The 26,974-nt window shown below is 60.6% G+C and carries 23 protein-coding genes and 1 riboswitch; of the genes, 14 read left to right on the top strand and 9 right to left on the bottom strand.

Going from position 1 to position 26,974, the window contains the following annotated elements; all coding sequences use genetic code 11:
- The first annotated feature begins 56 nt into the window (after positions 1 to 56).
- On the top strand, positions 57 to 1,763 hold the full coding sequence (locus CQ017_RS08240) for a fumarate hydratase (protein WP_105553281.1): 1,707 nt from the start codon (positions 57 to 59) through the stop codon (positions 1,761 to 1,763).
- 75 nt (positions 1,764 to 1,838) lie between these two features.
- On the opposite strand, the gene CQ017_RS08235 is transcribed toward CQ017_RS08240, so the two are convergent.
- The gene (locus tag CQ017_RS08235; protein ID WP_096283287.1) at positions 1,839 to 2,702 is read right to left on the bottom strand and encodes a D-alanyl-D-alanine carboxypeptidase family protein; all 864 of its coding nucleotides are present in this window, start codon (positions 2,700 to 2,702) and stop codon (positions 1,839 to 1,841) included.
- Between the two features lie 242 nt (positions 2,703 to 2,944).
- Between CQ017_RS08235 and CQ017_RS08230 the strand changes: the two genes are divergently transcribed.
- Both CQ017_RS08230 and dcd read left to right on the top strand, forming a co-directional pair.
- The gene (locus CQ017_RS08230) at positions 2,945 to 3,439 is read left to right on the top strand and encodes a hypothetical protein (RefSeq protein WP_096283288.1); all 495 of its coding nucleotides are present in this window, start codon (positions 2,945 to 2,947) and stop codon (positions 3,437 to 3,439) included.
- Between the two features lie 101 nt (positions 3,440 to 3,540).
- Positions 3,541 to 4,122 (top strand): dCTP deaminase, encoded by a 582-nt coding sequence (gene dcd, locus CQ017_RS08225; RefSeq protein WP_096283289.1) that lies wholly within the window; start codon positions 3,541 to 3,543, stop codon positions 4,120 to 4,122.
- Positions 4,123 to 4,222: 100 nt separating this feature from the next.
- On the opposite strand, the gene CQ017_RS08220 is transcribed toward dcd, so the two are convergent.
- The gene (locus CQ017_RS08220; RefSeq protein WP_105553280.1) at positions 4,223 to 4,948 is read right to left on the bottom strand and encodes a VIT family protein; all 726 of its coding nucleotides are present in this window, start codon (positions 4,946 to 4,948) and stop codon (positions 4,223 to 4,225) included.
- Positions 4,949 to 5,014: 66 nt separating this feature from the next.
- On the bottom strand, positions 5,015 to 6,343 hold the full coding sequence (locus tag CQ017_RS08215) for an MFS transporter (protein WP_096283536.1): 1,329 nt from the start codon (positions 6,341 to 6,343) through the stop codon (positions 5,015 to 5,017).
- Positions 6,344 to 6,553: 210 nt separating this feature from the next.
- Between CQ017_RS08215 and CQ017_RS08210 the strand changes: the two genes are divergently transcribed.
- From CQ017_RS08210 to mnhG, 6 genes are read left to right on the top strand one after another with little or no spacing between them, the layout of a single operon-like run.
- Positions 6,554 to 9,529, top strand: a complete 2,976-nt coding sequence (locus CQ017_RS08210; RefSeq protein ID WP_105553279.1) for a Na+/H+ antiporter subunit A — start codon at positions 6,554 to 6,556, stop codon at positions 9,527 to 9,529.
- Positions 9,526 to 9,975, top strand: a complete 450-nt coding sequence (locus CQ017_RS08205) for a Na(+)/H(+) antiporter subunit C (RefSeq protein ID WP_096283292.1) — start codon at positions 9,526 to 9,528, stop codon at positions 9,973 to 9,975. Before CQ017_RS08210 ends, CQ017_RS08205 begins: the two co-directional genes overlap by 4 nt.
- A 2-nt stretch (positions 9,976 to 9,977) precedes the next feature.
- A complete protein-coding gene (locus CQ017_RS08200) occupies positions 9,978 to 11,582 on the top strand; it encodes a Na+/H+ antiporter subunit D (protein ID WP_096283293.1) in 1,605 nt (534 codons plus the stop codon).
- 12 nt (positions 11,583 to 11,594) lie between these two features.
- Entirely contained in the window at positions 11,595 to 12,227 is a 633-nt protein-coding gene (locus CQ017_RS08195) for a Na+/H+ antiporter subunit E (RefSeq protein ID WP_105553278.1), read from the top strand.
- Positions 12,224 to 12,490: a monovalent cation/H+ antiporter complex subunit F gene (locus CQ017_RS08190; protein ID WP_096283295.1), complete on the top strand. Its 267-nt coding sequence runs from the start codon at positions 12,224 to 12,226 to the stop codon at positions 12,488 to 12,490. Before CQ017_RS08195 ends, CQ017_RS08190 begins: the two co-directional genes overlap by 4 nt.
- Complete coding sequence (gene mnhG / locus CQ017_RS08185; protein ID WP_105553277.1) at positions 12,490 to 12,903, top strand: monovalent cation/H(+) antiporter subunit G; 414 nt, start codon at positions 12,490 to 12,492, stop codon at positions 12,901 to 12,903. Before CQ017_RS08190 ends, mnhG begins: the two co-directional genes overlap by 1 nt.
- A 63-nt stretch (positions 12,904 to 12,966) precedes the next feature.
- Here the strand turns inward: mnhG and CQ017_RS08180 are convergent, their stop codons facing one another.
- Complete coding sequence (locus CQ017_RS08180) at positions 12,967 to 13,218, bottom strand: DUF4235 domain-containing protein (RefSeq protein WP_096283297.1); 252 nt, start codon at positions 13,216 to 13,218, stop codon at positions 12,967 to 12,969.
- A gap of 74 nt (positions 13,219 to 13,292) precedes the next feature.
- Positions 13,293 to 13,411: riboswitch (TPP riboswitch) on the top strand.
- 71 nt (positions 13,412 to 13,482) lie between these two features.
- On the opposite strand from CQ017_RS08180, the gene CQ017_RS08175 reads away from it, so the two are divergent.
- Entirely contained in the window at positions 13,483 to 14,100 is a 618-nt protein-coding gene (locus CQ017_RS08175) for an ECF transporter S component (RefSeq protein ID WP_096283298.1), read from the top strand.
- A gap of 1 nt (position 14,101) precedes the next feature.
- Positions 14,102 to 16,438, top strand: coding sequence for an ATP-binding cassette domain-containing protein (locus CQ017_RS08170; protein ID WP_105553365.1), 2,337 nt, complete (start codon positions 14,102 to 14,104; stop codon positions 16,436 to 16,438).
- Here the strand turns inward: CQ017_RS08170 and CQ017_RS08165 are convergent.
- Positions 16,435 to 17,310: an aminodeoxychorismate lyase gene (locus CQ017_RS08165; protein ID WP_105553276.1), complete on the bottom strand. Its 876-nt coding sequence runs from the start codon at positions 17,308 to 17,310 to the stop codon at positions 16,435 to 16,437. The two genes, CQ017_RS08170 and CQ017_RS08165, sit on opposite strands and share 4 nt — an antisense overlap.
- A gap of 160 nt (positions 17,311 to 17,470) precedes the next feature.
- On the opposite strand from CQ017_RS08165, the gene cls reads away from it, so the two are divergent.
- Positions 17,471 to 18,967: a cardiolipin synthase gene (cls, locus tag CQ017_RS08160; protein WP_105553275.1), complete on the top strand. Its 1,497-nt coding sequence runs from the start codon at positions 17,471 to 17,473 to the stop codon at positions 18,965 to 18,967.
- 10 nt (positions 18,968 to 18,977) lie between these two features.
- On the opposite strand, the gene pabB is transcribed toward cls, so the two are convergent.
- The 4 genes from pabB to CQ017_RS08140 form a co-directional block, all read right to left on the bottom strand.
- Complete coding sequence (gene pabB / locus CQ017_RS08155; protein ID WP_258133546.1) at positions 18,978 to 20,990, bottom strand: aminodeoxychorismate synthase component I; 2,013 nt, start codon at positions 20,988 to 20,990, stop codon at positions 18,978 to 18,980.
- Positions 20,977 to 21,486, bottom strand: a complete 510-nt coding sequence (locus CQ017_RS08150; protein WP_105553364.1) for a low molecular weight protein-tyrosine-phosphatase — start codon at positions 21,484 to 21,486, stop codon at positions 20,977 to 20,979. Before CQ017_RS08150 ends, pabB begins: the two co-directional genes overlap by 14 nt.
- A gap of 114 nt (positions 21,487 to 21,600) precedes the next feature.
- Complete coding sequence (locus CQ017_RS08145) at positions 21,601 to 22,224, bottom strand: LysE family transporter (RefSeq protein ID WP_105553273.1); 624 nt, start codon at positions 22,222 to 22,224, stop codon at positions 21,601 to 21,603.
- A gap of 9 nt (positions 22,225 to 22,233) precedes the next feature.
- Entirely contained in the window at positions 22,234 to 22,734 is a 501-nt protein-coding gene (locus CQ017_RS08140) for a MarR family winged helix-turn-helix transcriptional regulator (protein ID WP_105553363.1), read from the bottom strand.
- A gap of 111 nt (positions 22,735 to 22,845) precedes the next feature.
- Here CQ017_RS08140 and CQ017_RS08135 point away from each other — a divergent pair, with 111 nt between their 5' ends.
- Both CQ017_RS08135 and CQ017_RS08130 read left to right on the top strand, forming a co-directional pair.
- Positions 22,846 to 24,963, top strand: coding sequence for an MMPL family transporter (locus tag CQ017_RS08135; protein WP_374954771.1), 2,118 nt, complete (start codon positions 22,846 to 22,848; stop codon positions 24,961 to 24,963).
- Between the two features lie 303 nt (positions 24,964 to 25,266).
- Positions 25,267 to 26,814 carry a DEAD/DEAH box helicase gene (locus CQ017_RS08130; RefSeq protein WP_105553272.1) on the top strand — a complete coding sequence of 516 codons (1,548 nt, stop codon included), beginning with the start codon at positions 25,267 to 25,269 and terminating at the stop codon, positions 26,812 to 26,814.
- Positions 26,815 to 26,974 lie beyond the last annotated feature (160 nt).

Genomic DNA, 26,974 nt, shown 5'->3' with positions numbered 1-26,974 from the left:
GGCGCAAAGGCCTAAAATAGTTGAAGAGCAATCATCATCATTTCCAAGGACTGAGCATGCCTGAATTTCGCTATGAAGATCTTCTGCCAATTGGCGAGGATCAGACCCCATACCGCAAGATTTCCTCCGAGGGCGTCAAAGTTGTCGCCGGACCGGATGGCAAGAACTTCCTGCAGGTAGCCCCCGAGGCACTGGAACAGCTGGCCGAAACCGCACTGCACGATATCTCGCACTACCTGCGTCCGGCCCACCTGCAGCAGCTGCGCAACATCCTCGACGATGACGATGCCAGCCCGAACGACAAGTTCGTGGCACTGGATCTGCTGAAGAACGCAAATATCGCCGCCGGCGGCATCCTGCCCATGTGCCAGGACACCGGAACGGCAATCGTCATGGGTAAGCGCGGCCAGCGTGTGCTGACCGAAGAGCAGGACGAGATTTCGCTATCGCGCGGCATCTACAACGCGTACACCCGGCTGAACCTGCGCTACTCGCAGCTCGCCCCGATCACCACCTGGGAAGAGAAGGCCACCGGCAACAACCTGCCCGCGCAGATTGACCTGTACGCAGACACCAAGGCCGGCCACGACACCGACTACAAGTTCCTGTTCATGGCCAAGGGCGGCGGCTCCGCCAACAAGTCCTTCCTGTACCAGGAGACCAAGGCGATCCTCAACGAGAATGCGATGCTGCGGTTCTTGGATGAGAAGTTGCGTTCCCTGGGAACGGCCGCTTGCCCGCCGTACCACCTGTCCATCGTCATCGGTGGAACCAGCGCCGAGATGGCCTTGAAGACCGCCAAATACGGGTCGGCCAAATACCTTGATTCGCTGCCCACCGAGGGTGCCATGACCGGACGCGGATTCCGCGATACGGAGCTTGAAGACAAGGTGCTGGAGCTGACCCGCCACTTCGGCATCGGCGCCCAGTTCGGCGGCAAGTACTTCTGCCACGACGTGCGAGTGGTGCGCCTGCCACGCCACGGTGCCTCGCTGCCGGTAGCTATCGCGGTATCCTGCTCCGCCGACCGCCAGATGATGGCGAAGGTCACCGCCGACGGACTGTTCGTCGAGCAGCTGGAAACCGATCCGGCGCGCTTCATGCCAGATGAGAACCACCCGGCGATCGCCGCGCACGACGACGAAACCACTGGGGTCTCCGGCACCGGCGGATCCTCCGTGGTCAAAATCGACCTGAACAAGCCCATGGATGAGATCCTGGCCGAACTGTCCAAATACCCGGTCAAGACCCGACTGTCGCTGAACGGTCCGCTGGTCGTGGCTCGCGATATCGCGCACGCCAAGATCAAGGAACGGCTGGACGCCGGCGAAGAGATGCCGCAGTACCTGAAGGACCACCCGGTCTACTACGCGGGTCCGGCGAAGACTCCCGAGGGCATGCCCTCGGGTTCCTTCGGCCCAACGACCGCCGGTCGCATGGACTCCTACGTGGATCAGTTCCAGGCAGCCGGCGGCTCGATGGTCATGCTGGCCAAGGGCAACCGCTCCGGCCAGGTCACCGAGGCCTGCAACACCCACGGCGGGTTCTACCTCGGTTCAATCGGCGGCCCGGCCGCCCGCTTGGCGCAGGACTGCATCAAGAAGGTCGAGGTCGTCGAATATGAGGAGCTCGGCATGGAAGCTATCTGGAAGATCGACGTCGAAGATTTCCCGGCGTTCATCGTTGTCGATGACAAGGGCAATGACTTCTTTGAAGCGACCATGAAGCCGACCTTCACTGGCATTCCGGTTCGCGCCAAGTAGTACGCGAACGTGGCTTAAATGCTTGGGGGCTCACCGAATGGTGAGCCCCCAAGCATTTAACATATGGATATTGAACTACTTTTCGGTGAAACCGAAACCCCAGTCGCGATACGGGGGAAGGAAACGAAGCACCAGCAGGTCGTCGTCCTTGACCGGACCTGATTCGTCCTTCTTCTTGGAAGCCGGCGGAGCGGAATCTTCTTCGACGGTTGCCGCGTTTTCCACGGTTTTCTCGCCAGCCTCTTCGCTTGCCGCTGCTTTCGCGTCGTGCAGGAATTCGTGATACTCCTCGAAGGTTTCGGCCTTCGATTCCTTCATGGCCGCGGCGTGCTCCTTGCCGATATAACGCACATGCCATGGCTCGTACTTATAGCCGGTGATCTCTTCCATGCCTTCCGGATAGCGAATGATCAATCCGTAGTCCACCGCATGCTCGGCAACCCACATGCCGGCGTTCGTTAGGCCGAAAGATTCTTTGAGATCGGTGCTGCCGCCGATGCTTCCAACATCTGCGGCCAAGCCAAGCTGGTGCTCGCTGGTTCCTGGGCGTGCAGAAATGCGTTCGGCATAGGCCGTACCGTATTTGGCCTGGTACTGGTTGAAGAGCACCGCTTGGCGTCCATAGGATCGGTAGGCGCTCAAAAGCTTGATGGGGTGACCGGACTTGCGTGCCCCGGCAATCAAAGCCTCAACGGCCTCGGCCGCTTCGGGGCGCAGCTTATGGGAAGTTCCCGCGACATCCACCAGCTTCTTTGGCGTGTAATCGGCAGGGGAGAGCTGGGTGTCGGGATTGATCAACGCGAGGAAGCTTGCGGCATCGGTAAATTCTCCAGCCTCGACTACTGGCAGCGCTTCGGGAGCCGCATGAGCTGCCACGCTGCCAGAGAGCACAACAACGCCCGCCAAAACGGCACTAGTGACTGCTGAAGCCAAGCGCATGAAACGTACCTTCTGTTGTGGATCGGCGAATGGGACACAAGTCCCTAGACCACGATAGCCTCAAATCCTCTATAAACTATGGGAATTTGAGCAGAACCACATGTTTCGATGTCACCGGGTTCACCCGGTGCACAGCACAGTGTCCGCGAGAATGACCGGTAGCATCAAGGAGACGAATCAAGAGTCTTGCTTCGCGCATAAGATCCGCACCTAGCCCCAATCATGCAAGGAACTCGATCTAGTTGAATAAGAACGAACTCAAGGCCGATGGGTTCACCGGTTTTCGGCCCTTTAAGGCGCTGGAGACGAACCGTGTGCCACAGCGTCAGGGCATCTTTGCGGTCTTGCGCCCCGCGGATTTCGAACCGCGTTTCCTGGCGCGCAGCGGCGCCGGAATATTCAAGAAGAAAAACCCTTCGCTGCCGATTGAAGACTTGAAAGCCCGCTGGGTCCAGGAGGCGGACATCTTGTATATCGGAAAGGCCAGCCCGGGCAGCCAAGGAAATCGCGGCCTCCGCATACAACTGAAAGAGATCATCGATTTTGGGGCGGGCAAACCCCCGGGGCACTGGGACAGCCGTTTGCTCTGGCAACTTGCGGGCTCCGGGAAGCTCATCATTGCCTGGAAGGAACTACCAGCCGAAGACCTGAACCAGGCTCTGGCCAACTATCAAGCGAAGTTCCTTGCGCACTATGGCCAGCTACCCTACGCGAATATCGTTCAAACGCGCGCCTAGGGTGAGCGATTCAGCAGATTCGGGAATAGTTTGCCCTAAAAACGCTACTTTTTGGGTTTCCTACTGCGACTTACAGCGATGAACAGGATAAATTTAGTTACGTGTTGTATTCAGATCGTGATATTCGTCGAGAAATTGTATCCGGTGAAATTGGCTTAGAGCCGTTTGACCCTGAGATGGTGCAGCCCGCATCGGTTGATGTGCGCTTGGACAGATTCTTTAGGCTCTTTGATAATCACAAGTACGCTCATATCGATCCGGAACAGGATCAGAATGAGCTGACCCGGCTTGTTGAGGTCGCCCCGGACGAACCCTTCATCTTGCACCCGGGAGAATTCGTGCTGGGATCCACCTATGAGGCGGTGACTCTTGGCCATGGAGTTGCTGCGCGGCTCGAAGGCAAGAGCTCCTTGGGCCGCCTGGGTCTGCTGACGCACTCAACCGCGGGATTTATCGATCCGGGTTTCTCCGGTCACGTAACCCTGGAGCTGTCGAATATGGCAACACTGCCGATCAAGCTTTGGCCGGGATCGAAGATCGGGCAGCTGTGCTTCTTCAAGCTGACTTCGGATACCGAACACCCCTACGGCTCGGGTCCATACGGTAATCGCTACCAGGGGCAGCGCGGGCCGACCGCTTCACGTAGCCACCTGAATTTCCACCGCACCACTATCGAAGAATAAGTCCCGAGTTCCCCGCGCGCTGTTCTAGGGCAGGCTGCCCGGATAGGCCTTCGAGGTGTGGTTGCTCCTTAGCGCTAAGGAGCAACCACACCATCGCCATTTAAAGCATCATGGCGCTTCCGCCGAGCCAAGAGCCGATGGCGAAGGTGACGACCAATGCCGTGGCCCCACCGATCAGCACGCGCAGCGTTGGGCGTAGCACCGGTGCGCCACCGAGCTTGGCACCTAAGATGCCGGTGACCGCCAGCGCGAGCAACACCGCGGCAAAGGTCACCGGAATCTTCAGTGGCCCAGGCAGCAGGACGGCGGTGGCAAAAGGCAGGACCGCACCGCTGAGGAAAGCAATAGCCGAGGCGATGGCCGCGTGCCACGGACTGAGCACCTCATCCGGATCAAGATTCAATTCGGCATCCAAATGGGCTCTGAGCACATCGTGCTCGGTCAGCTCAACGGCAACCTGTTCCGCGGTGCGGGCGCTCAGCCCCTTGTCCCGGTAGAGCTGGGTCAGCTCTTCGAGCTCGGCTTGGGGCGTGTCGCGCAGTTCGGCCTGCTCCTTCTCGATCAGCGCCCGCTGAGAATCTGCGGCGCTGGCGACCGACACATATTCACCGAGAGCCATGGAAATGGCTCCACCAATCACGGCTGCGGCGCCGGCGGTGAGGATCGGAGCGTTGGCGGTCGTGGCACCGGCAACACCGACGACCACGGCGGCAACCGAAACGATTCCATCATTTGCCCCGAGGACTCCCGCGCGTAACCAATTGAGCCGTTCGGCCACCCCCGAATCATGCGGCTCGACACCGTGCTCGGTATTTTCTGCGTTCATGAGCGACAGTCAATCACTAGTGCACCGGGCTTAGCCAGCAGGAGAAGATTTACGGCATTCGCGTTTCTAGCTGCCCGGTGTTTTGTGAGGCGAGCGGATCGGCAGCAGCAACAACAGGCCGAGCAGAAGCACCACTAAAATTCCCAGGATTCCATAACGTTGTGCCTGACCGCTCTCCACCAAGGGGGTGGCAAGGGCAATGGACAGTCCAAAAAGCGTCGGAGCGAGGAAGGAGACAGCACGTCCGGTGGTCGCATAGAGGCCGAAAAGTTCGCCCTCGCGCCCTTCGGGGATCATCCGGGACAGGTAGGAGCGCGAGGCCGACTGGGCCGGTCCCACGAATAGGGTGAGCAGCAGTCCGAAGATCCAGAATCCTGAGGCACCGGGGGAGAAGAACACCCCGGCCCCGGCAATCAGCAAGCCAATGAGCGAACCGGTGATTACCGCCTTCGGTCCAATCACGTCATCGAGGCGACCGCCTATTACCGCGCCGAGCGCGGCGACCATATTGCCCACAATTGCGAAGATGATGACCTCGGTGAGCGTAAAACCGAAGGTTCCGGCGGCAATCACGCCGCCGAAGGTAAAGATCGCGCTGAGCCCATCGCGGAAAACGGCCGAGGAGCCTAGGAAGAAGAGCAGATTGCGGTCTTCATGCCACAGACCCACGATGCGGCCCCACAACACCTTGTAGGACTGCGACAACGGAATCTTCGTCGACACCGTCGAGGTGCTTTCGGGAATGACGAAGAATAGCGGCAGCGCAAAGATCAGGCACCACAGTGCGCTGAACACCGCGACCCACCGCAAGTTCAGCGAGTCGGCCGTGTTCGCTCCGGGCCAGTCGACGATTGGCTGGACGAATCCGAAGAGCACCAGGGCCAGCGCCAGAATTCCGCCGACATACCCCATGCCCCAGCCGAAGCCGGAGACCTTGCCAACGGTGGCGCGCGTGGAAATCTGGTTCAGGACCGCGTTGTAGTTCACCCCGGCGAATTCAGAGAACAGCGACAAGGCCGCAATGATCCCGACACCAAAGAGCAGGTAGTTCGGATCGGGGTAAACGAAGAAGCCGGCGGCGCAGACCAGCACAAGCAGCAAGGTATTAACGATGATCCAGAGTTTGCGCCGCCCGGCGGCGTCCGCCCGGAGCCCGGTCACCGGAACAAGCAAGGCGATCAACAAGCCTGCGATGGATAGGGCTTGCGAGAGGACCAGCGATGAATGGTCGGTATCACCGAAAAGTTCACTGGTCAGATACACGGTGAACACGAAGGTGATCATCACTGCGTTGATCGCCGCCTGGCCCCAATCCCAACTTGCCCAAGCCCAGGTGTACTTATTGAGCCACTTGCCACCGTGTTGGTCTACCACCGGTTCAATATTCGATCCCATGTGGGCATCGTACAGGTTTGCGGTGATCAGAAAATGAATTAGCACATGCATATGCCAGTGTCGGAATTCATCATGTTGTTCTCCGGTGGCGCAATTGCTCCCCGAAGCGCTCAACAGTGCATAAAATCCCCTCTGGACTGATAAAATTGCGTAGCGGACATTTTCTGTTCGTCGGACTCTGGCCCCTTGTTCAGTCGACAGAGGAGACATGTGTTAATAATTCTCATTGCACTCTTTGCAACGGCGGCGTTGTCCCCAATGCTGTTCCGGGCGCTCAAAAGAAACGCCTTCTATGTAGTGGCAATTGTTCCTGCAGTGGGTTTTATTTGGCTCATCACACGCATGCCGGCCGTCCTGGCAGCAGACCCGACCTTGTCATCCGGGGCCCCGAACGCGCCACCTTCTTTGAGCATCGACTGGATCCCGGGCCTGAATATCGGGCTGAACTTCCGCATGGATGCGCTAGCCGCAAGCCTGCTGCTGTTGATCCTCGGCGTTGGCGCACTCGTGCTGATCTACTGCGGACGCTATTTCAAGAACGATGACCCGCAAATCGGTGGCTTCGCCGCCAAGATGGTCGCCTTCGCCGGCGCCATGACCGGCCTGGTGACCGCCGACGACGTCATCATCATGTTCATCTTCTGGGAAATCACCTCGGTGCTTTCCTACCTGCTCATCGGCTTCAGCCAGCACCTGATCACCGCGCGACGCTCGGCAATGAACGCGCTGATCGTAACCACCTTCGGTGGATTGGCCATGCTCGCCGGGCTGCTGATGATTGGCGCTCAAACCGGCAGCTACCGGCTCTCCGAGTGGATCGCGCAGTCCGAACAGCTGGTCTCCACCGGAATGTTCGTTGACGTGGCCATCGCCTTGATCCTGCTCGGAGCCATCTCCAAATCCGCGCTGGTTCCCTTCCACTTCTGGCTGCCCGGAGCGATGGCCGCACCGACCCCGGTTTCCGCCTATCTTCACGCCGCGGCCATGGTCAAGGCCGGGGTATACCTCATCGCCCGACTGGCCCCGGGCTTTTCCGAAACTGCTTTTTGGGTGCCGCTCACCGTAGGCATTGGCGTGCTGACCATGCTGATCGGCGGTTACCGCGCGCTGAAACAGTATGACCTGAAACTGATCCTTGCCTTCGGCACCGTCTCGCAGCTTGGCTTCATCATTGCGATCTTCGGCTTCGGCACCGCCGAAGCCGCCTTCGCCGCGCTGGCATTGACGCTGGCACATGGCTTGTTCAAGGCCACCTTGTTCCTCACCGTGGGCATCATCGACCACAACACCGGTACCCGTGATATCCGCAAGCTCTCCGGACTGCGGCGCAGCATGCCGATCCTGGCGCTGATCGCCGCTATCGCCGTCGCGTCGATGGCGGGGATCCCGCCATTGTTCGGATTCGTCGCCAAGGAGGCGGTCTACGAGGCCGCCTTGCACCTGGACACCGGCTGGGGGACGTTCGCGCTGATCGGGCTGGTTCTGGGCGCCGCGCTGACCATGGCCTATTCCTTGCGCTTCCTCATCGGGGCCTTCGGCGTGAAACCGAAGATCGCCGGCGAGACCACGTATAAGCGTCCCTCGCTGATCTTCCTGAGCCCCCTGCTGGTGTTGACCTTGTGCACCCTGGCGCTGGGCCTCTACCCGAAATTCATCGAACCGCTGATCGCCCACTGGTCGCTCCTGCAGGGCGGACCGGGGCAGATGCATCTAATGCTTTTCGCCGGGTTCAACCCGGCCTTGGGACTGAGCGCCATGTCGGTGGCCATCGGTATTTTGTTCTTCTGGCTGCGCAAGCGCACCGATACCGGAGCGCCGTTGCGGCGCAGCGTGATTTCCGCCGAGGAAGTCTACCGCGGGAGCATCAACGTGCTGGACCGTGTCGCCATTTGGACCACCGGTCGTACCCAGCGTGGTTCGCTGTCCTTCTACCTGGGCGTGATCCTCATGGTCGTGCTCATCTTGCCGCTGTCCATCGCGCTGACCGTCGAAACTCCGTGGCCCACCAACTGGGTCATTGCCGATCATCCGGCTCAGCTGGTCATCGGCGCGATCATCATCACCGGTTGCGTGATCGCGATCGTGGCGCCGAAGCGTTTCATGGCGGTGCTGATGGTCTCGGTGACCGGCTACGGGATGGTTGCCATCTTCGCGCTGCAGGGCGCCCCGGATCTGGCGCTCACCCAGCTTTTGGTGGAAACCATCGTGCTGGTCTCCTTCGTGCTGGCGCTGCGCGCCCTGCCCAAACGCCTCTGGGTTGGCCTGACCGAGATCAATTGGGGCCGCGCGGTGCTCGCCATCGCGCTGGCGATCATGGTGGTGTATATCGCTATCGCGATGATGGCCGCACGCACCGAAGCCCCGATCTCGCTGGCCTACCCGGATCTGGCTTACTACGAGGGCTTCGGCGAGAACATCGTGAACGTGACGCTGGTGGACATCCGCGTCTGGGATACCTTCGGCGAGATCACCGTGCTGGCGGCTGCGGCCACGGGCGTGGCCTCGCTGATCTTCGCCGGCCGGAGCTTCGGGCAGCGCGTGCGCGCCCATCATGTAGCACCGGGAAGCATCGACCGCGGCTCCGAAGCCATGGGCGACCAGCGGAGCAAGGAAGTTGGGCTGCGCGTGGCCCGGCGTTTCGCCAGCTCCAGCAACCAGGACTGGCTGATGGCCGGCAACACGCTGGTGGCCGAACGGCGTTCGATCATTTTCGAGATTGTCACCCGGCTGGTATTCCACACGGTGTTGCTGCTCAGCGTCTATGCGCTGATCGCCGGGCACAACGCTCCCGGCGGGGGATTCGCCGGCGGGCTGATCGCGGGGCTGGCCTTGACCATCCGCTACCTTGCCGGCGGACGCGTGGAGCTCTCCGAATCGATGCGTGTCGCACCTGGCATGCTGATCGGTGGCGGCTTGGCCCTGGCCGGAATTGCCGGAGTGATTCCGGTGCTTTTCGGCGACCCGATCTTCACCACCTACGTATGGGAATTCTGGCTGCCGGTCTTTGGCGAACATAAGTTCGTCACCTCAACGATTTTCGATATTGGAGTGTATCTGGTGGTCCTTGGCCTCGTACAGGACGTCCTGCGCTCCCTGGGTAGCGAAATCGATGAGCTCTCCGAGGGGCGCTCACCGATCGAACAACACGATGTCACCCACGCCACGGCTTCGGGGGTAGGACGATGAGCGTGAATATTACCTTCCTGGTGATTACCGGCGTGCTGCTGGCCGCCGGATTCTATCTGGTACTGGAACGTACCCTGACCCGCGTGCTGCTTGGCATCATGCTCTTGGGCAACGGGGTGAACCTGCTGATTCTGACCAGCGGCGGACGCCGCGGGGTGGCGCCGCTGTTTGATTCGAGCATTGCCCCGGAGGAGTACTCCGATCCGTTGCCGCAGGCCTTGATCCTCACCGCCATCGTGATCACCTTCGCGGTGACCGCGTTCCTGCTCGCGATGATCTATCGTTCCTGGGCGCTGACCAGCGCCGATGTGGTTGCCGACGATACCGAGGATATTAAGGTTTCGCAGTCCACCGCATATGACGAAGAAGAAGATTCGCCGGTAGCCGAGGACACGACAGAATTCGTCGATGAAGAAGGCCGACCGATTAGAGAAGGGGAAGAGTAACCATGGAATTTCTCGAACTCTCCCCGCTGGCTGTGCTGCTGCCGATATTCGGTGCCGGCGCAGCGTTCCTGGCGCGCCGCCGCCTCCGTGTCCAGCGGCTGATCACGATCGGCATCCTCTGCCTGACGCTGGTCCTCGAAGCCGGCATGGTGGCAGCGGTGTGGGGCGGCGAAAGCTATGCCATCCACATTGGCGGCTGGGACTCGCCGTTCGGCATTGCGCTGATGGTCGACGGCTTCAGCTCCTTCATGCTGCTGATTTCGACCGTGGTGTCCCTCGCGGTGCTGTTCTACGCGACCAGCCAGGGCCTGGCCGATGGGGACGAACCGGGGCCGGTATCGGTCTTCCACCCGGCCTACCTGATTCTGCTCGCCGGCGTGTCCAACGCCTTCCTCGCCGCGGATCTATTCAACCTGTATGTCGGCTTCGAAATCCTGCTGACCGCCAGCTACGTGCTGCTGACCCTCGGCGGTACCGCCGAACGCATCCGCGCCGGAACCACCTATGTGGTGGTTTCGGTGGTGTCCTCGGTGATCTTCCTGATGGCGATCGCAATGATCTATGCCGCCACAGGTACCGTGAACATGGCAGACCTGGCGGTGAAGCTGCCCGAACTGGACCAAGGCCCGCACCTGATCCTGCACGTGCTGCTGCTTATTGCCTTCGGCATCAAGGCCGCCGTTTTCCCGCTCTCGCTCTGGCTTCCGGACTCCTATCCAACGGCTCCGGCCCCGGTCACCGCGGTATTCGCCGGGCTGCTGACCAAGGTCGGGGTGTACGCGATCATCCGTACCGAAACGCTGTTGTTCCCCGGCGGGACGGTTAACGCCGCGCTGCTGGTGGTTGCGGCATTGACCATGGTCATCGGTATTCTCGGTGCGCTGGCCCAGACGGACCTCAAACGTATGCTTTCGTTCACGCTAACCAGCCACATCGGCTACCTGATCTTCGGTGTTGCCGTCGGCGGACCGCTGGCCATCGCCGCCACCATCTACTACGTGGGCCACCACATCATCGTGCAGACCTCGCTATTCATGGTTGCCGGGCTCATCGAACGCCGAGCAGGCAGCGCGAACGTGACCAAACTCGGCTCGCTGGCCAAGCTGTCTCCGATGCTTGCCGTGCTCTTCTTCATTCCGGCCATCAACCTCGGCGGCATCCCGCCCTTCTCCGGATTCCTCGGGAAGTTCGGGCTGTTGCATGCGGCGTCGTCCGAGGCAGACGCCTTGACTTGGGTGGTCATCGGCGCCGGGCTGCTGACCAGTTTGCTGACCCTGCTTGCGATTATTCGTGTGTGGGCGCGTATGTTCTGGCGCCGTGCGGCGGATGCCGAGGTGCCGAACGCGCAATTGATCGCAGAATCCACGCGGGTTCTGGAACATGCCGCGGCAGGCGGCGCCGAGTCCCCGCATCTGGGCAGGAAGCTTGCCCGCGAGTTGGAATCCGAGTCCCTGCCTTGGGGGATGCGCTACGCGACCGGTTCGCTCGTTGCCGCAGGTATCGCGCTGACCATTTTCGCCGGGCCGATCTTCGCCTTCTGTGAACGCGTGGCGGCCGAATTGATTGCACGTGAACCATTCATCAACGCAGTACTACCGTTGAGTTAGGAGGAAAGGCGCATGAAGGACAAGAACCTCAAACATCGTGACCAGCGCATCGATGATGCGCTGGATACCTCCGGTGTCCGTCACCGTGCCACCTTCAAGCAGGAGTGGCCGTTGCTCCTGCTGCTCATCTTCGTATGGGGTGCACTGTGGCAGGACTTCTCGGCCGGGAATCTATTGTTTGGCGCGATTATTTCGATCGTCATCGTGAATCTATTCCCGCTGCCGCCGGTGGTGCTTCCCGGACGAATAAACCTTTGGTATTGCCTGAAGCTCTTCGCGTGGTTCCTCGGTCAGGTATTCGTCGCCAGCGGCCATGTGGCGCGAGTTGCGATAGTACGCCGTAAGAAGGCACGCAGCGCGGTGATCGCAGTGCCGCTGCGCACCGAATCTGACTTGGTAGTGATGACCGTGGGCCATGTGCTGACCCTGATCCCAGGTTCCTTCGTGGTGGACGTGGACCGCAGCAGTTCCACCTTGTACCTGCACTATCTCGATGTGAATAGCGATGCGGATGTGGAAAAGGCGCGAGCGAATATCCACGACATTGAACGCCGGTTGATCATGGCCATCGGAAGCCCCGATGAATACGAGGCGATCAAGAATGAATGCGGTCCGGATTTCTCCAGCAGGAAGCCCAAGAAATGATTGAAATAGCTGTATGGATTGGCGGAGTGATGTTGGCGCTGGCCTCTATCGCTTGCCTGTGGCGGGTTTTCAAGGGCCCCTCGATTCTTGACCGGGTGCTCGCTCTCGACGTCATGCTGTTGATCATTTCCAGTGCGCTGTGCCTAGACATGGCGCTGAACCGGCACACCGATTACCTGCTGTTCACGGTGGTTGCATGCACCTTGGGATTCATCGGCTCGGTTACCGTCTCGCGGTTCGTATCGGATCAGAGGAACGCCTAATGGACACGTTCTTAGAAGCACTCGCTGCGCTCTTGCTGGTACTTGGTTCCCTGATGTCGCTGATCGCCGGAATCGGTTTAATTACCTTCCCGGATCTGCTTTCACGCATGCACGCGGCCACGAAACCACAAGTATTGGGCTTCCTGCTGCTCTTCGCCGGACTCATCATCCACTTGCGCAGCTGGGGACTGATCCCGGTCTTTGTATTGGCCTGGGGATTGCAGCTGCTGACTGCCCCGGTATCGGCGCACATGATTGGCCGCGCCGGATATCGCACGAAGCACGTGGCGAAAGAAACCTTGCATGTTGATGAACTAAAACAGGTCATTAGCAATCATTCGCAGACGACCGGAACCACCGCAGCGGTGCCGCCAGCGAAACCTGCACAGAACGACGAGCCCGAGAGCACCTAGCTGCTGGTTAAACTTTGGTGGGGCAGGCCAAATGGCCTGCCCCACCAAAGGAATTCGGCAATGTTACTTGCTGAACTTCTTCATGGCCTTGTTGGTGCCGCGATCAGCCAGCACCTGGATAATCGATGCGACCACGGCGGAGAAAATGGCGAACCCCAAAGCCTGGCGCATACTCGCTTCCGCGGCTGCTTCCTTGCCGTGACGTGGCGCGTCGTTTCCGGTGAAGCCTTTCCAGACCTTGTCGACCAGTCGGCTTCCAAGCATTCCCGCTCCCATGGAAATTCCAAGGGTAACAAGCTTCTGCACTGAGTTCATGAGGACCTCGCATTCGCGTCGTAAGGTTTCGTTCTGTAGCCCAGCATACCTGCGGTATGGTGGTTGAGCAGTAATCATTCCGACAGGGGAGCGTCATGCCGTTCGCGGTGCAAGACGCTGAGAGTGCGATAGATCGCAGACCCTCGAACCTGCCCCGGCTAGTACCGGCGAAGGAAGTCGAGCATCTCGGATGCGGATCATGGCGCGCGATTAAACGCCCACCGGTCCGTGCATCTCCCCTCCTTACATAGGAGGACAAACCTTATGAACGTTGCACCAGCAACTAACCGTGCCAGCTGGCGCGTGGTCGACATCGTTGTGGCCTCGGTAATCGCGGTCGCCTCGGGCGTTATCTTTTGGGCTTGGAACGCCGGATACGGATTGGTCAGCCTTGCTTTCGTGGCTTTCCCACCGGCAAGCGCCTTCGTATCTGGCATGTGGCTTTTTCCCGCGGTGCTCGGTGCGTTGATTATCCGGAAACCCGGTGCCGCGCTGTATTGCGAGATCCTCGCCGCCGTCATCTCAGCCTTGCTAGGTTCCCAATGGGGATTAGCGGTGCTGTTCTCCGGCCTGATCCAGGGGCTCGGAGCCGAGGTGGTCTTTGCCGCAGTGAGGTACCGCCGGTGGAACCTGCCGGTGGCACTGCTTGCGGGATTCATGTCGGGAATTTTCGGCGGAATCGGCGAAGCCTACCTGCTGGGTTACTTCGCTGAGTACACCGAGGCGATGAAGCTGTTCCACGTAGTTGCCATGGGCATTTCCGGCCTAGTTATTGCCGGACTTCTCTCGTGGTTGGCAACCCGTGCTCTGGCGAAGACCGGTGCCCTGGGAGCATTGGCTAGCCGTTCGGCACACCTTGAAGGTTCGCTGCGCAGTGCCTGAATTGAGTTCTTCGACTACCGAAGCCACCCCCGGGCACCTCGGCGGTGGCGGCTTTGAGATCACGGCCGACAACTTTGGCTGGCACCATGCCGAACGTCCATTGCCGGCGCTTAGCGGACTGGACCTGCATATTCCCGCCGGGCAGAAGGTCCTGCTGCTAGGCCCATCTGGCGCCGGTAAATCAACGCTCTTGCACGCCTTGGCTGGAGTTCTGGAGATCGACGAACGGCAGCAGGCCACTGGCAAACTGCAGATTCAGCGACGGGATGCCTTTGCCCGCAGCTTCCCGGTCGGGTTGATGCAGCAAGACCCCGAAACACAGATCGTGCAGAGCCGGGTCGGCGACGATGTCGCCTTCGGTGCGGAGAATCTTGGAATGGCTCCGGAACTGATCCGCGCGCGAATCCCCGAGGTGCTTCGCGCGGTAGGACTTGGGAATCTGGATTTGTCGCACCGCACCCAGGAACTCTCCGGTGGCCAGAAGCAGCGGCTGGCCTTGGCCGGGATTCTTGCTATGGGCCCCGGTCTGATGCTCCTGGACGAACCCACCGCAAACATTGACCCGTCGGGGATCGCGCCGCTGCGTGATGCGGTGATTGCCGCCGCCAATGCCACCGGTGCGACACTGCTTGTGGTGGAACATCGCTTGCAGGCCTGGGCAGAACACGTAGACCGCGTACTCGTCCTTGCCCCTGGCGGAGGGATCGCCCATGACCTCGAGCCGCGGGCGCTCTTTGAGAATGAAAAGATTCGCCGTGAATTAGCCAGGGCGGGCATTTGGATTCCCGGCTACGTTCCGCACACCGAACCTCTTCACTCACGCGAGGGAGCGGAACTGCTCGCGGCGGTGAACCTGCGCGCGGCGCGCCATCCGCAGGCGGTGCGCACGGCCGAAATCAACTTGCGGCTGCGCGCCGGCCAAGCGTTGGTAATTCGCGGGGAAAATGGTGCAGGGAAATCCACCTTGGCGCTGACCTTAGGCGGATTGCTCGAGCCGGCTACGGGCAGTGTCGAAGCAAGCAGCGACCTGGCCGATGGGTTGAGTCCGCAACCCTTCAGCTGGCGGGCAGGGGCATTGGTTGCACGGATCGGGTCGGTATTCCAGGAACCGGAACATCAATTCGTCACGCAAAGCGTCCGCGAAGAATTGGCATTCGCACCTACCCGAGCACGCCAGGCCGGGGTGGAGAACGAGAAGTACGCTCCAGCGCAGATTGCTCTGCGGGTGGAGGAACTGCTGGACCGCTTGGGGCTTGCCCATCTGGGCGAGGCCAACCCGTTCACGCTCTCCGGTGGCGAGAAACGCCGACTTTCGGTAGCGACGGTGCTGGCCGCCTCACCAGATGTATTGATCTTGGACGAACCGACCTTCGGGCAAGATGCCAATACGTGGCTGGAACTGGCAAACATCCTGATCGAGGCGCTCGAATCGGGGATAACCGTGGTCGCGGTGACCCACGATGAAGATTTCGCTCACGCGCTCAACGCGGCGCAGATCGTAATGACTCGCGAGGAGCCGGATGCCAAGCCGGCAGCGGTACGCCAAGGCCCGATGCTCGACGCGCCCTTGGGGGATAGCTGGCTGGCAAAAATCAATCCGTTGGCCAAGCTGGGTGCGATCGCTGCGGCAACCTTGCCGTTGATCTCGACCATCGACTGGGTCTCTGCCTGCGTGGTCATCCTTGCTACGCTCTTTGCCTTGCCGCTGGCGGGCTTGCGTTTGGGCACGTTTATGCGCCGCGGCTGGCCGCTTATTGTTGCCGGGGCCCTCGCCGCCTGGGGAATTGCCTTGGTAGGTGAAGACTCCGGCGAAACGCTGCTAAGCCTGGGGATACTCAGCATTACCGAAGGATCGGTGAGCGCCGGAGTAGCTACCGGATTGCGTACCCTCGCGCTCGCGGTGCCCACGGTGCTCTTGCTCAGTTCAACGAACCCCAGCGACCTCGGCGGCGCCTTGGCGCAACAGCTCAAGGTTCCGCACCGCTTCGTCTTGGGAGCCCTGGCCGGGATGCGGTTGCTGGGCTTGCTGGTGGAGGAATTCACCACCCTGACGCTGGCCCGCCGCGCGCGAGGAGTCGGCGACCTTCGCTCACCGACCCAACGGGTGAAGGCGAAGCTCGGGCAGGTGCTCGCGCTGTTGGTGCAGGCATTGCGCCGTGCCGGAAGGCTTGCGGTGACCATGGAAGCCAAGGGCTTTGGCACGGGAACACGTACCTGGGTGCGCTCGGTGTCCTTCACCTGGCGTGACGGCGCGGTGTTGGCAACGGGTGTGCTATTGGGTACCGTGGCCATCGGTGCCGCCTTGTGGGCGGGCACCTTCAACCTGGTCTGGAGTTAGCGGACCGAAGCGCTGAGCTCGCTGAGCTCCGCATGGAGCTCGGCGTCTAGGCGTAGCGGTTTCGCATCAAGGGTGTGGACCGCAGTGAGCAGCCGTACCGAAGAAACCAGCCAGACCCCATCGGCCTGATAGAGGTCCTCCGGTCGGAGCGGACCGTAGCCCAGCTCCCAACCGTACTGTTCCGCCGCGTCGAAGATCGCGCTTTGGGTAGTGCCGGGCAGGATGCCAGTTTCAAGCATCGGGGTGATCAGCCGTTTGGTGTCTCCATCGCGTTGGGCAATGAGCACGGTGGAAGTTGGGCCCTCCAAGACCACACCGTCCGAGGAGGTGAAGATGACGTCCTGGGCTCCGTGCTTGTGCGCGAAACGCAAGGCCGCCATATTCACCGCATAGGACAAGGTTTTGGCGCCCATCAGAAGCCAGGGGGCCCGCTCGGCAAGCTTCGAATCGTAGCCGCGGTCCAGTAGCAGAACGTCGATTCCGGTCTCGCGCTGGTCTTTGCCCAACTGCGGGGCGGGGGCCACGGTTACCCAGCACAGCGCCTGCTCGGCGTCGGAATCAGCGCGCGAAACCACGAGTTTGACCACTGCTTCTTCGGCGCCGCCATCGGCGTCAAAGTCAGCCACGGCGGTATCGATGGCCGCGCGCCAACGGTGCTCGTCGGGGATGACAAGATCGCAGGCCTCGGCGGAAATAGCCAGACGGGCCAGATGCGCTTCCATTTTGCGTACGGCCTGGTTGGTGTACAGCATCGACTCGAACACGCCATCGCCTCGAGTCACGCCTTGGGCGGTTACTGGAAGTTGTGGTGCGTTAATGTCTGCCAAGCGCCCGGCAGGATACGCCGGATCAAGGAATACGAGTGAGCTCATAGTTAAAGATTATCGAAACTTTGCCGCACTACGCACCAATGAGGGCTTCAAGCACGCACAAGTCGCCACGGATTGGATAGTCTAAGTCAAGGAGTTTGGCGCGCTGACTGCGTCAAAGACGCTAAATTCGTAAATGAAAAAGAGAGCGGAGCGTGTTTAGATGTTGCCTAGCGGCGAACTGTTGCTTCAGATTGGTGCCGTCCTGTGGCCAATTGCCGTAGCAATTGACATCATTGTGCGCTTCGTGATGATTGGCATCGTCCCCGGAAACCGCCGTCCAACCACCGCCATGGCCTGGCTATTGGCGATCTATTTCATTCCCGTGGCAGGCCTGGCCGCCTACCTGCTTTTTGCGAATCCGAGGCTTTCGCGGCGTCGTTTGGAGAAGCAACGCCGCGCCAATGAAAGCATCACGAACGCCACCTCCCACATGCAGCTTCCCGAAGAATTCCACTCCACCGAAGAATGGGTGGAGTCTGCGGTCGTCCTCAATCGCAAGCTTGGGGCGTTCCCGCTTGACGGAGGAAACAAAATTGAGGTGCTTTCCAATTACAAGGCATCCCTGGAATCCATGCGCCAGGCCATCGAGCAGGCGCAACGCTACGTGCACATCCAGTTCTACATCATGGGCGATGATGAAGAATATGTTGGCCCGGTCCTCGACGCATTGGAGGCCGCCGCACGCCGCGGGGTGAACGTCCGCCTGCTCTTCGACCACCTAGGCACCTTGCGCGTGACCGGCTACCGGGATTTGAAGAAGCGGCTGCGCAAATCGGACATCGAATGGCGCGCGATGCTGCCCATCGACCCGATTGGCCGGCGCTGGCGACGCCCGGATCTGCGCAACCACCGCAAGATCCTCGTCGTGGACGGTGCGGTAGCGTTCACCGGCAGCCAGAACCTGATCGAACCGGGCTACAAGCGCGAGTCAGCCCATGCCCTAGGCCGCGAATGGGTCGAGATGATGCTGCGCGTCGAGGGTCCATTGGTGCGTAGCCTGGACGTCACCTTTGCGACCGATTGGTGGCAGGAAGATGACACTACCGATGTCTTGTCGGATTTGACCGAAGCCTCGCACCCGCTGTCGCAGGCAGATCAACCCGGAGCAACACTCGCCCAGGTATTGCCGAGTGGACCGGGCTACGAATCCGAAAATAACTTGCGGCTATTCAATACCCTGATGTACTCGGCCACCGAACGGCTGAAAATCACCAGCCCGTATTTCGTCCCCGATGATTCGCTGCTCTATGCCATCACCACCGCCGCGCAACGCGGCGTGGAGGTCGAGCTTTTCGTCTGCGAAAAAGGAGACCAGTTCCTGGTGCATCACGCGCAACAGTCCTATTATCAGCAGCTGCTGCAAGCTGGCGTGAGAATCTACCGCTACCCGGCCCCGAAGGTCCTGCACACGAAGTGTTTCACCGCCGATAACGATGTTGCCGTGGTCGGCTCTTCGAATATGGATATGCGGTCGTTCAGCTTGAATATGGAGATTTCGGTGATGATGCTCGGCCCGGAGATTGTCGACGCGGTGAACAAGGTGCAAGATCACTACCGCGAAATATCTTCGGAGCTGACCTTGAGCGAGTGGCGCCGCCGTCCACGCTTGCAGCGCTGGATCGACAACGTCTGCCGGCTGACCGCTACGCTGCAGTAATCCACGGGGCTCAGTCCCGCACCGGGAATTCTGTGCCGAGCGCCGAAAGCACACCCACGGATTTGGTGAGCACTTCTTCCCATTCCTCCTGCGGGTCGGAATCGGCGGTGATGGCACCGCCAAGCCCGAGGCTCAATTCCCAGCCATCGGTGGACAGCCGATCGCAGACAAGAGTACGGATGACTACCGAAAAATCCGCCGATCCATCGTGGCCAAGGTAGCCTACGGCGCCCGAGTAAAGCCCGCGGGGCCGTTGCTCTTCCAATTCGTCGAGGATCTCCATGCTCGAGAGCTTCGGCGCTCCGGTCATCGACCCCGGAGGAAAAGCTTCGCGCAGGGCCAGGGCCGCGTCTTGGCGGCTTCGCAACCGGGCATCAATGGTGGAAACCATTTGATGAACCGTCGCATAGGTCTCCACCGCGCACAGGCGCTTGACGGCTACCGTGCCGGGGAGCGCATAGTGCGACAGATCGTTGCGCAGCAGATCCACGATCATGATGTTTTCGGCGCGGTCTTTCGGGTGCGTGGCCAGATCGTGGGCCAGCGCCAGATCTTCGGGCTCGCTTTTACCGCGCGGGCGGGTTCCCTTGATCGGTTCGGCACGAAGTTTGCCGTGGGCGTCCAAGCTCAGGAATCTTTCCGGGGAGATGCTGGCGACCTCGAGATCCGCTATGCGAAGGTAGTGCGCAAAAGGTGCGGGGCTGGATTCGCGCATCCGGCAATAGGCTTCGAAGGGCGAGAAATCTTCGACCTGGGCTTTCAGCACAGTGGTGAGGCAGGCCTCGTAGGTGTTTCCCTCAAAAATCTGTTGTTGAACCGTCCGGACCTTCTGCCGATATCCGTTGGCGGAATCTGCGCATTCGAAGTCCAGGGCCGGCAATGGGGCGCCCTGGCGCGTACCGGCCACGGCGGCCGCCGCGATGATCTCGCTAAGCGCGGCTACGCGGTCGGCGGCGCAGTGGAGCATCAGGCGATCCAGCCGGTGGTCGACGACCAAGAGGGCATCGGGGCAGAAGAACTGCGCGTCGGGCCGAGTGCTGCCATCGGCCAACAGGACGCTGCGATCTTGTGCGCCGAGCTCGCGGCTCAATTCATAGCCCAGATAGCCCACCCATTGCGGCAGCGGATACTCCTGGGCCAGCGCCGAGTGCGGGGGCCACAAACGGTGCAGGGCGGTGAAGAACTCCCCGCCTTGCTGCACGGTGGCCGAGCCGGCATGGACTACGGTTCGATTCGCTACGCTCGAAAGGACTGCGGCGGCGGGATCCAGCGCCAAGGCGAGCACCGAGTACCTATTGCGATCCAACGGATCGGTAAGTTTGTGGCTCGTGGATTCCAGCAGTGCGGCCCTCGGCAGGGCGGAAGCTACGGCCTCAAACAGGGCCGCTACATCTGCCGGCGCCGCGAAGGTCGCCTGCAGCGCTGGGGCCGGCGCCGGGTCATCGTGGGGGAGCAGGCGTTGCAGCGCGGCCGGGAGGAATCGATGCGCCGTGCGTAGCTGTTGGCTCGGGGTTTGCTCCGTTGCCGCATTCAGCACGATGGTGACGTGTTCTTGCGGGGCCTCTGCGTGGAGATAGGCCGTCTCTTGGGCAGCCCACTGCTGCCAGTACGGGCGGTAGGTTTCGCCGTCTCGCGCCAACGCCCGCTCGCGGCGCAGGGTCGCGGGCGCGTCCAGCCAGATGCTCACATCCACGAAGTCGCGCGCAGCGGTTCCAGCGGCGCCAACGCCTTCGATGATGAGCACCGGGCCGGGGGCAAAGGTTCGTGGCGCCCCGTATTGGTTCGTTTCCCAGTCCCAGGCTTGCCAAGCCACTTCGTGGCCTTGAGCCAGTTCGGGAAGGAGCTCAGCGTAGAGCTTCCGGGCGCGTCCAAGCCCATCCCATCCGGGATACAGGTCTTCGAGGTGCAAGATATCTGCGCTTGCGCTGGCCCCCAGGGTGGTGGCTAGGGCGGCCGCGAATTGTGTTTTGCCCGCGCCGGAACGACCGTCGAGGGCAATAATATATGGTCTAGCGGTTTCCACGGGAGGCGATATTACTCCGCACATAATCGACGAGGGCGGGCAGGCTGGCAGCGATCATCTTCCAAGTTTCCCTGAAATCCCCGGCGTCGCCATACCAAGGGTCGTAAACGCCCTGGCTGTCATGGGGCTCGTTGGCAATTGCCGGATCGAAAGACCGGAACATGCGAAGCAGCGGTCGATCGGCTTGGTCGATCTCGGCTAGGTCCGGCACAAGGAATTCGAAGTGATCGGTGTCCATTGCCAATACCAGGTCCATATGCGCCAGTTCTTCGACGGTGACCTGTTGCGCCACATGCTCGGTGGCATCAAGACCGTGCTCGCGCAGGGTGTTTGCCGCCCGCGGGTCGATGGGATGGCCAACTTCCCCGTCGGTGGTCGCCCTGGAAGAGAGCTCGACCTCGGAGACCCCCGCGTCGCCCAACGCATTTTTGAGCATGTACTCGGCCATAGGCGAACGGCAGATGTTTCCCGTGCACACGATCATTATCCGGAACATGTCATTAGTCTAGGCACAAGTGGGGCTAACCTTCGAGAGCTACGCGCCCTATTTATGAGAACAAAAAGGCAACGATTTTGCTACGCGCTTCGGTGCCCTGGTGCTGCGCGGTGACTAATGCAGGAAAAGCAGCAGTGCGGCCACGAAAATGAAGAGCGTGCCAAAGACCAGATTAAGGATCTTCGCTCCGCGCGTGGTGGCGGTGAATCGTTGAAAGGTGCGTGCCGTGGCGGCGAAGAAGAACCACATCACCAAGATATCCACGCAAATGATCGTGCCGATGTAGATGGCATACTGCGCGATCAGCGGCTGGTCCGGACGAATGAACTGCGGTGTGAACGCCAGGAAGAACACGATGGCTTTGGGGTTCAGCAGATTCACCAGGATTCCGCGCCGAACCATGGCCCAGCGGCCCACCGCACCGCCTTGAGTGGTTCCGTCCGAGGCGACATCCGGTTTGGAAAGAATCATGCGGATGCCCAAATACACCAGATAGGCCGCGCCGGCATAGCGCACCGCGGCGAAGATCGCCGGTGATCCGGCAACCAGCAGCCCGACTCCAGCGGCAACGATGATCACGTGCATGAGCAACGCGATCTGCTGGCCGAGGATTCCCCAGATGGATGAGCGGAAGCCAAGCCTCATCGCGTTGGTCATCGTATTGATTGCGCCAGCGCCCGGGGTGAAGCTGATGACGATGCTCGCTCCGAGCAGGGAGATCCAAAGTGCAAGAGTCACTGGATCAGCTTAGTGTGTTTCGGCCCCCGGAGCGGATTTGGCTTCGTGACGTGACACGACTTCAGCTCTGGCGGCGTCGACCCCGGCTACGACTCGGCTCATGAAATCGGTAATGAGCGAGATTTGCTCGGAATCGTAGTCGGCGACGATTTCGAGCATGTTCTTGCCCAGCGGCAGAAACATCTCCTTCCCTGCGCGGCGTGCTTTGTCGGTCATCGCGATGCGCACGACCCGGCGGTCCTTGTCGGTTCGCTGCCGTTCGATATAGCCGATCTTTTCCAGCCGATCGAGCATCGCCGTCGTTGCCGGCGAGCTTAACTGCAGGTCCCGGCTTAGATCCCGCGGGGAGGGAAGGGCGCCGCGCAGCTGATGCTTCATGATGATCGAAAGCGCGTTCATATCCGTGCGGTGCGTGCCGTGGATCGATCCGGTCGACTCAACATATCGATCGGATGCAAGGCCGAATTCTCTTAATAGCGCCACAAGCTGATGGTTTGTAGTCGTAGACATGACTTTGATTGTATAGTTCATTTAATCATTCCATGATGGAACTACTTTCTGCTAGGCTGAGCTTGCCCGACATTCTTGGCAGAACCGTGTCATTGCGAAAAGGAACAAATCGTGCCGCATCTGAGAAAGCCAGAGTTGCCTTCGAAAAAGAAAGCCGTGGGAGTCCGCTTGGGGGTGTATTCCCTGGTGATCTTGCTTTGGTTGGCGATTGCAGGGGTGGGCGGGCCAACTTTCGGCAAGCTCTCCGAAGTCCAGACGAATGACCAGGTTGCCTTCCTGCCGGCAACCGCAGAGGCGACCCGAGCCCTTGAATGGCAGAACAAGTTCCGCACCTCGGATGCGATTCCGGCGGTGGTTCTGGTCACGAGCGAAACCGACCTCCCGGCCAGTGCCGGGGAGGACCTGGCCGCGCAGCTCGCGGACTTCGCCTATCTTGACGGGCAGGTTACCGGCCCCTTCGTTTCGGAAGACGGGCAAGCCGTTGAACTGCTGGTGCCGGTGAGCGCAGAGGTGAAAGCGAATGTTGGAGTCGAAGACCTTCGGGCGAAGCTGGCGCAGATCATCCCCGATGGCACCACGGGTTATGTCACCGGCCCCGCCGGGTTCAGCGCCGACCTCACCGAAGCCTTCGGCGGAATTGACGGGGTGCTTCTGGGCGTAGCCCTCGTGGCCGTGCTCGTCATCCTGCTGCTGGTCTATCGATCGGTGCTGCTGCCATTTGCAGTATTGCTCACCTCGGTGGTGGCGCTTTGCGCGGCGATCCTCACTGTTTACTACATGGCCGATGCGCAGTGGATCAGCCTCGACGGGCAGTCGCAAGGAATCCTGTCGATTCTGGTGATCGGTGCGGCGACGGATTACTCGTTGCTCTTCGTGGCGCGGCACAAGGAAGCTCTGGCGGAAGGCAAGGACAAGCGCCAAGCCGTCGCCAAGGCCTGGCGCAGCTCCTTGGAGCCGATTGTCGCCTCCGGCGGCACCGTGACGGTCGGCCTGCTCTGCCTGCTGTTCTCCGATCTGAACTCGAACAAGGCGCTGGGGCCGATTGGGGCCAGCGGCATCATCTTCTCCATCATTGCCGCTCTGACCTTCCTGCCCGCAGTGCTTGGCCTGCTCGGCCGGGCCGCCTATTGGCCATTCCCGCCGAAAGCCGCACAGCACGGTGAGCATGCCGTGGTGAAAGAAGGGCTGTGGGGGCGCATCGCGAACTTCGTCGCTGCCCATCCGCGTCCCATCTGGATCCTCACGTTGTTGGTTCTTGCCGCGGGTGCGCTGGGGGTAACCCAGCTCAAGGCGCATGGCGTTCCGCAAAGCGAGCTGGTCATTGGCGGTTCGGAATCACGGGACGGGCAGGCCGCCCTCGGTGAGCACTTCCCTGCGGGATCCGGCTCACCAGCCATCGCGGTGGTGAGCGAAGCCGATGCGGCCATCATCCTCGAAGATGTACTGGATGTCACCGGAGTGGACTCCGCTTACTTGCAGGCAGAAGACGGCGGGCCAGCCATGGCCGCACGCGGTGCCGACCCGCAAGTGATCGAGGGACGCAGCCTGATCTCCATCACATTGAGCGACGCCGCGGACTCGGATGAAGCCAAGGAAACCATTGGCGCACTCCGCGCGGCGGTTCATGCGGTGGACGCCGAGGCGCTGATCGGCGGAACCACCGCGACGCAGCTCGACACGGCCGATACCGCTCTGGCGGATTTGGCCAAGATCATTCCGCTGACACTCATAGCGATCCTGATCATTCTGATGCTGTTGCTGCGTTCGGTGCTCGCGCCGGTGCTGTTGATCGTCACCACGGTCATCTCCTACGGAACCGCAATGGGCGTGAGCGCCTTGGTGTTCAACGGCATCTTCAACTTCTCCGGCGCAGACCCGGCGGTGCCCCTGTTCGGTTTCGTATTCCTGGTGGCCCTCGGCGTGGACTACAACATCTTCCTGATGACCCGGGTGCGTGAGGAAACCTTGAAGTATGGAACCCGCGAGGGCATGCGCCGGGGGCTGAAGGTAACCGGCGGGGTGATCACCTCGGCGGGTGTAGTTCTGGCAGCGACTTTTGCGGCCTTGGGTGTCGTGCCGATCATGTTCCTCGCCCAGCTGGGATTCATCGTGGCCTTCGGGGTTCTGCTTGATACCTTCGTCGTTCGAAGCCTGCTGGTGCCGGCGCTAGTGGAGGAAATCGGGCCGAAAGTCTGGTGGCCCTCGAAGCTCGCGAAGAAGGCCGAATAACCCCCGACGTGTCTGAGATCTCTTGATTTGCGGGCATTTGACGGACTCAGGCACTGTCTGGGTCCGTCAATGGCCTGTAGACTGGGGTTGTGCGCACCAGTAAGTGATTTGGTGATTCTCCCGGAAAGCTCGGTGCGCATTCGTCGACAGTTTAGATTTCCCGCTGATGATCTGCGCCGCAATGCGCCTTTCCTCTCCCCAAGTTATCGGCCCGATTATGGCTTTTGCTTGTGGTGGACTTCCTCCTGGCTCGGCGAAACCAAACGTCGAAACCGGCGTGCGAATCAGAGAGAAAGTTTGAGCGTGACTACAACTTTTAGCGCCCTTGGCGTGCCCGAAAACCTATCGAATGTCTTGGCGAAGCTAGGCATCGAATCGGCCTTCCCCATTCAGGAAGCGACCCTTCCCACCACACTTGCAGGCGGCGACGTCCTGGGCCGTGGACAGACCGGTTCCGGCAAGACCCTTGCCTTCTCGATCCCATTGGTAGCGCGCTTGGCGCAGCGACCACAGCGTCGCAAGGCTCGCTTCCCACGAGCATTGATCATGGCTCCAACCCGCGAATTGGCCACCCAGATTGCCAAGGCAGTGGACCCACTGGCGGCAGCCTCCGGACTGCGCACCACCGTGATCTACGGCGGCGTGGCTCAGAGCCGCCAGGAGAAGGCCATGAACGAGGGCGTTGACATTGTCATTGCCTGCCCCGGCCGCCTTGACGATTTGATCAAGCAGAAGGTCGTTGACCTGTCCCAGCTGGAAATTTCGGTTCTGGACGAGGCCGACCACATGGCCGACATGGGCTTCTTGCCGGTAGTGCGCCGCATCATGGACCGCATGCCAACAGGAATCCAGCACATGCTGTTCTCCGCCACCTTGGACAATGGCGTGGACAAGGTCGTCAAGCGCTACCTGAGCAATCCAACCATCCACTCGGTTGATGCCCCGGAAGCCGCGGTGAACACCATGGAACACCACGTCTTCGTGATCCCGGCTGACGACAAAAAGGAACTGATCCGTATTCTGGCTCAGGGCACCGGACGCCGCATCATGTTCATGCGCACCAAGCACCACGCCAAGAAGATGGCAGTTGTCCTTTCAAAGGCTGGAGTCCCGGCAGTTGATTTGCACGGCAACCTGTCGCAGAACGCTCGTGATCGCAACCTCGCAGCCTTCTCCTCGGGTGAGGCGAAGGTACTGGTAGCCACCGACGTGGCCGCCCGTGGCGTACACGTTGATGGTGTGGAGCTCGTTGTGCACGTGGACCCACCGGCAGAACACAAGGCCTACACCCACCGCTCGGGCCGTACCGCACGTGCAGGTTCGGATGGAACCGTAGTGACCATCTGCACCCCTGATCAGCAGGGCGACGTTTCGACTTTGCTGAAGCAGGCCGGGCTGAAGGTACCTTTCGAAAAGGTCAACCTGAACTCGCCAGTTGTGGCTAAGGTCGTCGGCGAAGTTGCCGAACTCGTTCCTTATGTTGCTCCAGCACAGCAGACCCGCAACCCAGCGAAGAAGAAGCCTGCCGGCGAATCCTCGAACGCCCGTGGCGGACGCGGTGGCGCACGCAATGCACGCGGCGGCAAGCCTGCCGGTGAGGCGCAGGGCCGCGGCGGAGACCGTCGCCGTTCAGATCGTTCCGGTGCATCGAACCAGTCGGAGCGTCCAGCACGCGAATCACGCGGCGCTAATGCTGAGCGTCCAAGCCGTTCGGCTCGTGGAGCGAATGGCGAGCGTCCGTCGAACTCCCCACGCTCAGCACGATCCGGAGGCCGCAATGCTGCAGGTGCCGCAGGTGGTCGCTCACGTGGACCACGTCGTGCATCAAGCCCTGCTACCGGCGGACGGTAAGAACTAGTGCGAAAAAGAACCTCCAGACAGCCAAAAGCTGTCTGGAGGTTCTTTTTGTAGTGGGGTTGCCGACCTGACCGGACAATGGGAATTGGAGACTTTTGCGCCGCATTGTGCAAACGTTTCCTATGTAAAAAGTTGGAAAAATACTGAAAAGTTT

The organism is Arthrobacter sp. MYb224 (genome assembly GCF_002975455.1).
In the GTDB taxonomy this organism is placed as follows: Bacteria; Actinomycetota; Actinomycetes; order Actinomycetales; family Micrococcaceae; genus Glutamicibacter.
This window is presented reverse-complemented; position numbering and strand designations above follow the sequence as displayed.